The 12,310-nt window shown below is 39.8% G+C and carries 12 protein-coding genes; 8 read left to right on the top strand and 4 right to left on the bottom strand.

Annotated features, from left to right (window positions below; translation table 11 throughout):
* Positions 1-114: 114 nt before the first annotated feature.
* From AC6CH7_RS11735 to AC6CH7_RS11725, 3 genes are all read left to right on the top strand, one after another.
* Positions 115-993 (top strand): helix-turn-helix domain-containing protein, encoded by an 879-nt coding sequence (locus AC6CH7_RS11735; protein ID WP_498262887.1) that lies wholly within the window; start codon positions 115-117, stop codon positions 991-993.
* Between the two features lie 63 nt (positions 994-1,056).
* Complete coding sequence (locus tag AC6CH7_RS11730; RefSeq protein WP_498262886.1) at positions 1,057-1,620, top strand: DapH/DapD/GlmU-related protein; 564 nt, start codon at positions 1,057-1,059, stop codon at positions 1,618-1,620.
* 24 nt (positions 1,621-1,644) lie between these two features.
* Entirely contained in the window at positions 1,645-2,715 is a 1,071-nt protein-coding gene (locus tag AC6CH7_RS11725; RefSeq protein WP_498262885.1) for an alpha/beta hydrolase, read from the top strand.
* 246 nt (positions 2,716-2,961) lie between these two features.
* Here AC6CH7_RS11725 and AC6CH7_RS11720 read toward each other — a convergent pair whose 3' ends face one another.
* On the bottom strand, positions 2,962-3,138 hold the full coding sequence (locus AC6CH7_RS11720; RefSeq protein WP_498262884.1) for a hypothetical protein: 177 nt from the start codon (positions 3,136-3,138) through the stop codon (positions 2,962-2,964).
* 354 nt (positions 3,139-3,492) lie between these two features.
* On the bottom strand, positions 3,493-4,197 hold the full coding sequence (locus AC6CH7_RS11715; protein ID WP_498262883.1) for an AAA family ATPase: 705 nt from the start codon (positions 4,195-4,197) through the stop codon (positions 3,493-3,495).
* 214 nt (positions 4,198-4,411) lie between these two features.
* On the opposite strand from AC6CH7_RS11715, the gene AC6CH7_RS11710 reads away from it, so the two are divergent.
* Together AC6CH7_RS11710 and AC6CH7_RS11705 are read left to right on the top strand one after the other, a co-directional pair.
* Entirely contained in the window at positions 4,412-4,687 is a 276-nt protein-coding gene (locus tag AC6CH7_RS11710; protein WP_498262882.1) for an ATP-binding cassette domain-containing protein, read from the top strand.
* Positions 4,651-4,959, top strand: a complete 309-nt coding sequence (locus AC6CH7_RS11705; protein ID WP_498263096.1) for a HepT-like ribonuclease domain-containing protein — start codon at positions 4,651-4,653, stop codon at positions 4,957-4,959. The genes AC6CH7_RS11710 and AC6CH7_RS11705 overlap by 37 nt, the downstream gene beginning before the upstream one ends.
* A gap of 191 nt (positions 4,960-5,150) precedes the next feature.
* Here AC6CH7_RS11705 and AC6CH7_RS11700 read toward each other — a convergent pair whose 3' ends face one another.
* The gene (locus AC6CH7_RS11700; RefSeq protein WP_498262881.1) at positions 5,151-6,530 is read right to left on the bottom strand and encodes an MFS transporter; all 1,380 of its coding nucleotides are present in this window, start codon (positions 6,528-6,530) and stop codon (positions 5,151-5,153) included.
* A 128-nt stretch (positions 6,531-6,658) separates the two neighbouring features.
* Between AC6CH7_RS11700 and AC6CH7_RS11695 the strand changes: the two genes are divergently transcribed.
* On the top strand, positions 6,659-7,147 hold the full coding sequence (locus AC6CH7_RS11695) for an Lrp/AsnC family transcriptional regulator (protein ID WP_498262880.1): 489 nt from the start codon (positions 6,659-6,661) through the stop codon (positions 7,145-7,147).
* Positions 7,148-7,223: 76 nt separating this feature from the next.
* Here AC6CH7_RS11695 and AC6CH7_RS11690 read toward each other — a convergent pair whose 3' ends face one another.
* The gene (locus AC6CH7_RS11690) at positions 7,224-9,557 is read right to left on the bottom strand and encodes an ATP-binding protein (RefSeq protein WP_498262879.1); all 2,334 of its coding nucleotides are present in this window, start codon (positions 9,555-9,557) and stop codon (positions 7,224-7,226) included.
* Positions 9,558-9,694: 137 nt separating this feature from the next.
* Here AC6CH7_RS11690 and AC6CH7_RS11685 point away from each other — a divergent pair, with 137 nt between their 5' ends.
* Positions 9,695-10,585, top strand: a complete 891-nt coding sequence (locus AC6CH7_RS11685; protein ID WP_498262878.1) for an SMP-30/gluconolactonase/LRE family protein — start codon at positions 9,695-9,697, stop codon at positions 10,583-10,585.
* Positions 10,586-10,595: 10 nt separating this feature from the next.
* Complete coding sequence (locus AC6CH7_RS11680) at positions 10,596-12,308, top strand: IlvD/Edd family dehydratase (RefSeq protein ID WP_498262877.1); 1,713 nt, start codon at positions 10,596-10,598, stop codon at positions 12,306-12,308.
* Positions 12,309-12,310 lie beyond the last annotated feature (2 nt).

The raw sequence follows: 12,310 nt of genomic DNA, 5'->3' as shown, positions 1-12,310 counted from the left end.
TAGTTACATTTTATTAGTAGTTACCTAAAGGTTATGAAGTAATAAGTATTCAGCTGCAGCAGAGAAGGGAATAATGAATTCGGGTAGTTGATTTGAATTTCTTAACTTTGTACAATGCGTACGAAAATCGAACGTCCGGTATCAGAATTCAATAGTGAACTAAAACTGAAAGGCTTCAATGTTTGGCAACTTGAGGCAGATAGCCACGCTACACGAATCTATAACCGCAAGGACTTCTATAAAATCTGTCTGACTACAGGAAAAAGCATTGTACATTATGCTGACAGGAGCTTTGAACATGAGGGTACAATTCTGTTCTTTGGCAATCCGCACGTTCCATATTCATGGGAAACGCTTTCTACAACCTATGTGGGTTATACTGTACTTTTTTCAGAAGACTTTTTTAGCGCTCCGGAACGGAGTGAGAGCTTACAACATTCTCCTTTGTTCAAAATAGGAGGTACGCCGATAATCAAGATAGATGAAGGTAAGAGAGAATTTTTGAACTCCATATTCCTTCAAATGATCGAGGAACAAAAGAGCGATTATGCCTATAAAGATGATCTGATCAGAAATTATATTAACCTGATTATCCATGAAGCATTAAAAATACAGCCGTCTGCCGACTTCGACCAGCACAAGAATGCCGCGGGTCGTTTAACGTCTGTGTTCTTTGAGCTGCTGGAAAGACAATTTCCAGTCGAAACCACCGATAGGCCACTACAGTTCAAAACGGCACAAGACTATGCTCTTGCCTTAAACGTACATGCCAATTACCTAAATAGGGCTGTTAAGGAAATTACAGGTAAACCAACCACCGCCCACATTACCGAACGCATTATCTCAGAAGCAAAAGCCTTGCTGCAGCACACAGCATGGAACATTTCCGAAATTGCCTATGCACTGGGTTTCGAATACCCAACCTATTTCAACAACTTCTTTAAAAGGATGACTGGAACCAATCCAACTGCCTTTCGTGAGGCACTGGTTTGAAATTCTTAAGCATCGGTTTGATAATCTTTAACCACATGGGCGGCAGGTACCGAACTTTGTGGCATGAAAGATATCTTCCACAGACTAACGAACGGTGAGCTTGTCCATTTGCATGATCCAGAATTTTACAAGGTAGATGAAGTAGTTAACCGTACACTAGCGCTAGCTCCGGGGCTCAACAATTCGACAAGTAATAATGAAGCCAGGGAGAAGCTGAGCGAGATTATTGGTTATCCATTAGATAAGAGCACAGCTGTGTTTGTTCCGTTCCACACGAACTTTGGCAAATCCATCAAGATAGGCAGACATGTTTTTATCAATCATGCTTGTTCTTTTTTAGATATGGGCGGTATTACGCTCGAAGACCATGTGCTCATCGGCCCAAGAGTAAACCTTGTAACTGAAAACCATCCTTTATCGCCAAACGAAAGGCGTGGGATGTTGTGCCAACCCATCCTAATTAAACAAAATGCATGGATTGGTGCTGGAGCAACTATACTTCCAGGAGTAACTATCGGCGAAAATTCAATTGTTGCTGCAGGTGCTGTAGTTTCAAAAGATGTTCCTGCTAATACCATAGTAGGTGGTGTTCCAGCAAAAATACTCAAAGAAATAGATATAATTTAATGAAGTAAATAACAATAAAAGACAATGAAAAACTTAACACTAACAATGGTCGCAATGCTGGTAGCTATTACTCAACTGACCGCACAAACCGCGGAAAAAAGATCATCTAATAAAAATTTAAAGAAAATGAATACTACAGAACAATCCGAACATTATACATTCAAATTAAGCGAAAAGGTTACACGTCAAAAAATTACTTTTAAAAACCGCTATGGAATTCCGTTGTCTGGCGATCTATATCTACCCAAAAACCATAGAGATAAAAAATTAGCTGCACTTGCCATTAGCGGACCATTTGGTGCAGTTAAGCAGCAATCTTCAGGTCTATATGCCAATATAATGGCAGAACGTGGATTTGCTGTCATCGCATTCGACCCATCTTACACAGGCGAGAGTGGTGGTGAACCAAGAAACGTAGCCTCACCGGATATTAATACCGAAGATTTTAATGCAGCAGTTGACTATCTCGGATTACAGCCATTTATTGACAGGAATAAAATAGGAATTATTGGAATCTGTGGTTTTGGCGGGATGGCACTAAATGCGGTGGCTGTTGATAAACGCGTGAAGGCTGTAGCCACAACTAGTATGTATGATATGACCAGAGTGATGTCGAAAGGTTATAATGACTCGATGACCATTGAACAACGTACTCAAATGCTTGAAAAAATTAGTCAACAGCGTTGGGAAGATGCCGAAAAAGGAGAGCCAGCTGATGGACCTCGTAATTTGCCAGAGAAATTGAAGGGAGATGAGCCTCAGTTCGTTGTAGATTATTTCAATTACTACCGTAATCCTCGTGGTTTTCATCCTAATTCGGTCAATTCAAATGGCGCATGGCTTGTCACCAATCCATTGTCATTTATGAACATGCCATTATTATCTTACATCAAAGAAATCTCCCCACGACCAATTCTACTAATAGCAGGAGCAAATGCACATTCACGCTATTTCAGTGAGGACATATATAAGATGGCTGCAGAGCCTAAGGAACTGATGATTATTCCAAATGCAGTTCATGTTGATTTATACGATAACGTTGATATTATTCCTTTTGATAGGCTGGAATTGTTCTTTAAGCAGAACCTTAAGTAGTTTAGCATCGTTGCAAATGATACATGACAGATCGTTTAAATCTGTCATCATTCGACGATAGGGGATCTCTTGACTGCGCTATTCAAGAGATCTCTCGTTGTCTCGAGATGGCGGCGGCAGTCCAGGTTTGCCATGCAAATTGTCTAATGGGTTCTGGGCTAGTGGTCTCCATACTTTTAAAACTTTCACCCTCGTTCTCCCGATAAAAAGTAAACAAAAAACCAGTTTCTATTCGCATATAGATGCTCAAACCATTATCATGTACAATAAAATACTATTGCCCATATTCTGGCCGTCGGTACCAATATAGGGTTTCCTTATGTTGATTTCTGTATTGTCAAGATCCAGTCCATTGTTGCCATTAGGAACGGTATCTGAATTAATAATTCTTGCGAAGTTGTCGATATCAAGGTCGTAACCCATAGCGATGTTTTTTTTGATAAAGCTACATTTCATACAAAAAGGCTGCAAACAAAAGGTATCTACAATATGTCTACACTTTAATACTTTTGTGTTATTAACTATCAACAACATTGAGTTATACTACCAAGAATATGGAGTCAGAAAGCCGTTGGTGCTCTTGCATGGGTTTGGTGGTTGTACACAGAACCGGTATCCCTTACCGCCGCGCGCTCAGAACACAATCATCTAATCGTTGTGGATTTTCGGGGCCATGGTTACCCCACTAATCCCGATAACAAATTCACACATGGGGGACGCTGCCAATGACGTGTTGCTCTTCCTTGAAAAGTTGGGGATTAAACAGGTCTCGGCTACTTAACGCGATTCTATTTGGTCTATCATGGCCTTCTTTATAGCGGCTAAAGCATGATCCCTTGCCTGGGTAAAAGATATACTGTACATGCGTTCAATCGAACGTAAATTTTTGGGGAAACGCGACAATAGGTTATCATAATAATCATCCAGAAGTTCTGGTGAGGGTTTCCGGATCGTAACACTAAGATCAAAACAGCGGAGCAGCGATGGTTCAATAAACTCACTATAGTCTGTAGCACAGATCAGTAACGCGTTATCCGGATAATAGTCAATCAGATGAATCATTGTGTTGACTAATAGGCCTATATTATCCCCATCTTTTATATCAGTACTTCTTACTTTACTTACCTCATCAAACTCGTCAATAAATAATACTGCTTTTTCTTTGGCTGCTATATTAAAAACCGTTTTAATGTTGTGTATGATATCATTAATAGAACCAGAGATAACATTGTTTAGATTTAATACAATTAAATTTTTATCCAAACCAGATGCAATAGCCTTAACTGTGAAAGTTTTGCCACAACCTGGGCTTACATTCAGCAATATCTTGTTGTCAATCGGTAAACCATATTCGTTTAACTCTTTAAAATAACGATGTTCACGTATTAACCGTGTAATTATTTGTTTATTCGTTTCGTCCACAAAAAGGTCGTCCAGCAACACCCTTTCGCTATCGTTAATAAAATAATTATATGTATACATTCTCCATCTAGTTGAAAGCGTGCAGTATTAAGTCCCATCAAGGTGAAGACCTCCATTTCCTATATGCTTACTTCTTACAAAAATGGAGCCATATACAGATTCTCAGGAATTTACACTAAAATAATCCTCAAATACATCCCGTATTTGTAATTCTCAAAATAAATTCAGCCGAAGGAATATATTATTGCATCTATAATCCCATTTTCTCTTATAATTGCAAGAAATATTAAGGAATTATGGATACATCAACATTGTTCAACTAGATTTTCTGGAGGGTTCATCCACAGAGTACCCTTTTAACATTCCAACCTTAAAGTATTTTAAAAAAATAGTATTTCATCCAAAAGTGACCTATTTAATTGGTGAAAATGGAATGGGTAAATCAACTTTACTGGAAGTAATAGCGGTTAATTTAGGCTTTAACGCCGAAGGTTTGGTGAGGCTAGTACCAAAATTGATGATGAGTTTAAAGCTATATACCCCAACGTAGAATGGGGAAAAATGTCCGATACACGTAACCGATTAATTCACGATTATTTTGGAGCAGACTATGACATCGTTTGGGATATAATAGTATCTAATTACCTGATCTTGAAGCAGAGATTCAGGCAATTATTTCAGAGAATTAAAGAAATTATTTGCTTTAGTCAGACCTTGCAAATGGTTCGGTCAAGGTTCTTTAAGCATAATAGTAACATCCAGATAACATATCCGTTTCATTCAGGTTTCATAGGGGTGTACACCTGTGAAATACCTTTATAACTCCTTTCATAATTATGCCGTGACCGAACCATTTACATGATCTGATGCTGCAAGGGATAGTCAAAACTATATATGATATTTCTTTTCCTGTGCTAATAATCTTTGCGGGTTAACTATAGATAGGTTTGAGGGGGCTCCGTAGGTCCTATCAATGCCCCGTCACTATACCCCGACGCTAAAAGAAAGGGAAATTAATTGGTTTTTAGAATTGCAAAAGGCGCGGAGGTTTTATGCCTAATCATCAGGGTTAATCCTATAAGCGCATAGATACTCAAAACAATCAGCGATGCTATATTGACCGAAACGGCTATGTCTTTAGATTTCATGAACAGCGTTAATATAGAAAGCCCTATGCCAGCACCTAAAAAGTACGATGTTGTACCAATGCTAGATCCAAGGCCGTAATGCGCCTTAGGGATGCCTTGTACAGAGAGTACCGATAGGGCGGTATAACTCAATGTCATGCCTAGTCCGGTAACAAAGGTAGCCGATAAAAGTACCAGAACCAGGGAATTGTTAAACAACACACTACTAGTTAAAAACACCCCGCCAATAAGCATACACAACATTCCGGCTATGCCCAATTGCGGTACCGTAAGCCTTTTGGTTAATATAGGTATCCCTAATTTGGCCACAACAGCCGACAATAAGCTAAACGGAACCAACAACAATCCAGATTTTGCTGCACTTAAATTCATATCCTTTTGCAAAATCAACGAAACCATAAACAGGAAACCTGTAAAAAATGCCCCTAAAAGAATAAACACCAAATTGGCTGTAACTACAGAAGTAGAATTAAATATAGACAAGTCTATTAGCGGTTCCGATAGGCTATTTAGTCTGTTATACAGTATTTTAATACAGATTAAAATGGCAACAGCAAGGAAAATCAGCAATGTCAAATGGCTTTGAAACTCGCCAATGGTATGCACCGCGTAGCTGATCATTAACAGTGTCGCGGCCAGCAATAAGCCTGAAATAACATCGGGTGCTCTTTTGTTTTTTTCCGGAACATCAGCTTCCAGGTAAAAATAAGCGATAATAACTACCAGGAATAGGATAGGTACGTTGATCAGGAAAACCCAGTGCCATCCCCATAAGGTGCTGATGATGCCCCCAAAGGAAAGGCCGCTTCCAGATCCTATTGCGGCAAAAGAACTGAAAATACCTATTGCTTTACTTCGCTCTTTTTCTTCTGTGAAATTGTGTATGACTATAGATAGGGACGAGGGCATGATCAATGCGGCAGCCAAACCTTGTATGGCTCTAAAAACAGCTAGTATTTCGAACGATGAGGATAAACCTGCACCCAACGAGGTGATTAGAAACAGCACAGAGCCGATCATAAATATCTTCTTTTTACCTGCTACATCTGATAGTTTACCGCCAATAATCAGAAATCCTCCGTAAAGCAATACGTATAAGGTTTGCAGCCATTGCACCTGATCGTTGCCAACTTTAAACTGGGCTTGTATAGACGGTATGGTAAGGTTGATGATGGCAATATCCAGGGCTTCTACAAAAATGGCCATAGAAGCAATCATCAGAATGATATTCTTTTTTGAAAACATAAGTTGGCTCATTGTCCTGTCAAAAATATAAATAATGAATTTCTGATTGAAGAAATAAAAAATAATAAGAACAATTGCGTTGATATTTATATTTTTATAGAACAAGAGTGTTTTAACTGCTTCAAAAAATGTCGAAAACAGAACAACAGAAATTACCCGAAATTAGTTTAGATGGTAAAGACCTCGAAATACTGAAACTAATAGAGTCGAATAGCAAACTTACTGTGAGGGAAATTGCTTCGCAAATTCATTTAAGCCCCACGCCAACGCATGATAGAATTAAGCGCTTAGAGAAAAGCGGCGTAATTAAGCAGTATTCTGCGGTATTAGATAAGCGTTTGGTTGGTAAAAGGATGATTGTGCTGTGCATGGTTACTTTAAGGGACCACAATAAAAAAGCCGGGGCTATTTTTGTGAATGCCATACAGGGGTTTAAGGAGGTTATTGAATGTTATAATATTTCAGGTGATTTTGATTTTATGCTCAAAATTGTAGCCGAGGATATGGAAAGCTATCATACGTTTTTTGTAGATAAGTTAACAGAAGTGCCAGGAATTGGGCAAACTAAGAGTGTGTTTGTAATGGATGTGATTAAGGAAACGCATAATTTGATGTAGGGAAAAAGGAAGTGTAGTAAGGTGGTGTGCCCGTCATCGCGACCTGACAGACAAGAACGGTGCAGTTATTAACCCCTTAATCCTCTATTGCGTAATGAGACACTTTGTTAAACAATTCCTCTGGTAAAAATGGTTTAATAATGTAATCATCTATACCAGCATCTTTTATCTGATCTTGTATTTCAGCTGCCAGGTTTGCGGTAAGTGCAATTATCGGTATCGTAACACCAGACTTACGCATCTTTTTCGCAGCCTCGTAACCATCTAAAATAGGCATCTGCAAATCCATAAGTACCAACTCATGTTTGGTGCTATCAAATTTATGAAGCGCTTCAAATCCATTTAAAGCCACGTCAATTGATGCTCCCCAGCCCTCAAGGTATCGCTGTGCAACAAGAACGTTCATTGGGTTATCTTCTACCAAAAGTATATGCACACCCTCAAAAGGTTTTGATTTTTCTTTAATGGCTTCTGAGTTGTAATTAATTCCGTTTCTTTTTCCGGCCTTTTCAAAAGTTTGCTCAAAATAGAAGGTAGAGCCTTTACCTTCTATACTTTTTACGTGTAGTGTAGCATCTTGCAGCTCAAGGATTTTTTTTGATATGGCCAATCCAAGTCCGGTGCCTTTTGGACCTTTAAATCCTGAAGTATTAACTTGCATAAACCGCTCGAAAATAATGGCCAGTTTCTCTTTGGATATGCCCATTCCCGTATCCTTTACCTCGATGGCAAGGGTAATTGAGGTTTTATTTTGAGATTCTACGTTTATGGAAACATTTACAGAACCTTTATCTGTAAACTTGATGGCATTATGCACCAAGTTGGTAATTACCTGCGTAGTTCTGGTCGGATCGCCCATTACCTTGCTTTGCATTTCTTTATCTATCGATAAATTAAGGGCTATACTTTTGTCTAGCGCTGCCATTTCCAGCCCCTTAACAACATAACCTACAATAGAAGCAATATCCATTTCAACGCGTTCAATAGAGATTTTACCTGATTCAATCTTATTGTAATCAAGAATATCGTTTACAATAGCCAATAGATTATTTGCCGAAAACCGCAATACATCCAGTTGCTCTATCTGATCTTCGCGCGGATTACTTTTTAACAGCAAATGGCTCATGCCAATTACGGCATTTAACGGCGTCCTTATCTCATGACTCATGTTGCTAAGGAATTCGCTTTTAGCACTTAGCCCTTCTTCGGCCTGCGCTTTGGCTTGTTTTAAAGCAAAAGAAACCCTGTGCGATAGCGCTAGCGATTGAAGGAAAAAGAAAGTGATGTAACAGATAAAGCTGGCCAATTGATAGGGAGGAGTAATTAACCAGTAGTGAAGCAAGGATATAGCAAATGCCGGAAACAGGGCAAAAGAGCTCAATAAAGTGTATAGTGCCCCGGTTCTGTTTCTTCTGTATGCTCTTATATATATGTATGGAACGTATAACAAGCAGAATAGCATTACAACTAAAAACGGATTAATTAACTGAGTAAAATAAACTGCTGGCAAAATCAGTACGGCCAAACTAAATAAACCGCATATGGCAAATATTATTTTTGCTACAGGCATGTTAATGTCTTTAGGGTATAGATACAGCGTGTAAAGCGTGAACAGACCTATCCCTACAAATAAGGAAAGATACTCTAATCTGATGGTTAACTGCCAGTTAAGGTTTGGGATAATGTTGTGCAGTACATAGGTGTCTGTACCAATGGTTCTATAACAATAAACTATAGAGAAGATGGCAAAAAACAGAATGGCCTTGTCGTTTTTGCCTTGTAGGTATAGTCCCATAAAGAAAAGACCGCCCATGAGCAAACATCCTGTAAGTATAAGGTTAATGGAGGTCGATTGTCTCTCCCGTAAAATTATTTGATCCCTTTCTCCAATTGCTATAGGTTTTTTAATGCCGCCTTTGCTGTGAGCGAAATTGGAGATTTGCAGCAACAGGTTTAAAGTATCAATGTTGGCAGGTATTGGAACAGTTTGGTTTTCCCAATAGGGTGTGAAACTTTCTTTATCGGGGCCAACCTTTCCGTTCGATGTTGCGAGCTTGCCATTTATATATAGCCGATAGGCCGAGTAGGTTTCTGGCATGGCCACTAATAATGTCTCTTTTTTGTGAGGCAATAATAGGGTTACTTTATAGGTAGCGTAACCGAATCCTTTCCACTCATATGGAAAATTAACAAGTTTACCGCCTTTAGAAAGGGTGTCCTGAGGTTTCAGAAGCTGATTCCAGTAAAATTCCCACTGGTCACCGAGTTCAACAATTTTATCAAAAGAATGATTGCGCAAATCAATCACAGCCTTTGAGTGAGCGGATTGAGGAACGTTAGTGCCATTAGCCTTTTTAAAGCTAATTAAGATTACTACTAGAAATAGGAGATAAGGTTTTTTAACCCACATTTAAAAGCCCAGCAAAATAATTAGCTAAATATACAAGTTTGTAAGTTATCTTTCTATTTGATTTGTTACCTTATTTACAGGATTGTATTATATATATTTATCCTTTAACATTGAACTAACCAGATAAGAATCTATAAATGGTAAACAAAACAGGGACGGCAGTGCTGTATCCTTCGGGTTGTATATTAGGCGAAAGCCCCATGTGGCACAATGAGCGACAGAGTTGCTTTTGGGTGGATATTGAGGGTTGTATGATTTATGAATACAGTTTGCTCGATAAAAGCTGTCGCAAATATCAGTTATCTAAACGCGTTTCTTTAGTGGTTAAAGGCAGTATCGCCGATGAACTTATTGTGGGTTTGCAAGGTGGCATAGCTAGGTTTAACCTGGTTACTGAAACCTTGTCTATGCTTGCTACGGAGCTTAATGTCGACTGGAAAAACTATCGTTGCAATGATGGCGGTTGTGATAATATGGGGCGTTTATGGATAAGCACAACTGAGTTAAACCACAAAGAAGATGCGGGTGCACTTTATTGTATTGATATGGATGTGCAGGTTAGTGAAAAGTTGGATAAGCTCTCTATCTCGAATGGCATGGCGTGGACGGCCGACAATAAGCGGCTCTATCATACTGATAGTGTTACGAATGCAATTAAGTCGTACCTGTACGATGAGCGTACCGGTGATTTGGAATTTGAGCGTATTGTTATTCAGATTCCTTTGGAAAAGGGCTTGCCCGATGGGATTGCTTTGGATGCCGAAGGTAAGCTGTGGACAGCACTATGGGGTGGATATGGTGTTGGTCGTTTTGATGTTGATTCGGGTGAAATGGTCGGCTTTATTGATATTCCAGCACCTAATGTGAGTAGCTGTGCTTTTGTTGGAAGGGCACTTGACCAGATGATCATCACTACAGCAAAAAAAGGAATGACAGAAAATGACCTTAAGGAATTTCCCGAAAGTGGTCATGTATTTATAGTAGAGCCGGGTGTAACAGGTGCTCCGATTTTTAATTGTGCGTTATAATAAAATTGATATGAAAAAAAAGCTTCGCAGTCAGCAATGGTTTGGTAAAAAGGGTAAGGATGGATTTATATACAGGGCCTGGATGAAAAATCAGGGCATTCCGGCTGATGAGTTTCAGGGTAAACCTGTTATTGGTATATGCAATACGTGGTCGGAATTAACCCCTTGCAATGCCCATTTTAGGGAGCTTGCCGAATCCGTAAAAAGAGGGGTAATTGAAGCGGGCGGTTTCCCTGTTGAATTTCCGGTAATGTCTTTAGGCGAAACCTTGATTAAACCTACGGCCATGCTTTACCGGAACCTGGTAAGTATGGATGTGGAAGAGTCCATCAGGGCAAACCCTATTGATGGCGTGGTGTTGATGTGTGGATGCGATAAAACTACTCCGGCACTTGTTATGGGTGCTTGCAGTGTTGATATTCCTTCCATTGTGGTTTCGGGTGGTGCAATGCTTACTGGTAAATTTCAGGGTAAAAATATAGGTACAAGCGATATCTGGAGGTTCTCTGAAAGTGTAAGATCCGGAATCATGTCCGAAGAGGAGTTGAACCTGGCAGAAGCTGGAATGTGCCGTAGCAGGGGGCATTGTGCGGTTATGGGTACTGCATCTTCTATGGCTTGTATGGTTGAATCGCTTGGGTTGTCCTTGCCTGGTAATGCGGCTATACCGGCTGCTGATGCCTCAAGAAAGGTGCTTGCACAGTTCTCGGGCCGAAGGATTGTGGATATGGTTAGGGAAGATCTGAAACCGTCTGACATTCTGATGCGCAAAGCTTTTGAAAACGCCATAAAGGTAAATGCTGCCATTGGCGGTTCTACCAATTTTGTGATACACCTGTTGGCCATTGCAGGCAGGGTGGGCATAGACTTAACAATTGATGATTTTGATAAATACTCCGCAGGAATACCGTTGATTGTTAATCTGCAGCCCTCGGGCGAGCATTTTATGGAGGATCTGTATTATGCCGGTGGTTTGCCTGCGGTAATGAAAGAAATGCAAAGCTTTTTAAATGCCGAATGTATTACTGTAAACGGCAGAAATATTGGTCAGAATCTGGAAAGGGCGCAAACTTTGAATCAGGAGGTTATTGCATCTGTAGAAAGTCCTTTTAAACTGGATTCTGGCGTGGCGGTGTTAAAGGGTAATCTTTGTCCGGAGGGTGCTATCATTAAGCCTTCGGCAGCTAATCCGCGTTTAATGCAGCATACAGGTAAGGCTGTGGTATTTGAAAATATTGAAGATTATAAGCTTAGAATTGATGATCCGGAACTGGTAGTAGATGTGGATAGTGTATTGGTTTTGAAAAATACAGGCCCAAAAGGTTATCCAGGTATGCCAGAGGTGGGGAATATGGGCTTACCTAAAAAGATGCTCGATTTAGGGGTTACCGATATGGTACGCATATCTGATGGCCGTATGAGTGGAACTGGATTTGGCACTGTGGTACTGCATGTATCGCCAGAAACGGCCGAAAACGGAACAATTGCATTGGTTAAGGATGGGGATATGATTGAACTGGATGTAGCTGGCAGAAGGTTAAGCTTATTGGTGCCCGATGAGGAACTGGACCAGAGAAGGTCTTTACTTGCTGATCCTGTAAATCAGTTTAAGAGGGGCTACGCAAGGTTGTATGTAGAACATGTTGAACAGGCACATTTAGGTGCTGATTTTGATTTTTTAAAGGGTAACTCAGGTAGTGAAGTATTACGCGATTCACATTAATA

This window comes from Pedobacter sp. GQ55, from assembly GCF_059758925.1.
Note: the sequence above shows the minus strand (reverse complement) of the source record. Positions and strands in the feature narration are given on the sequence as shown.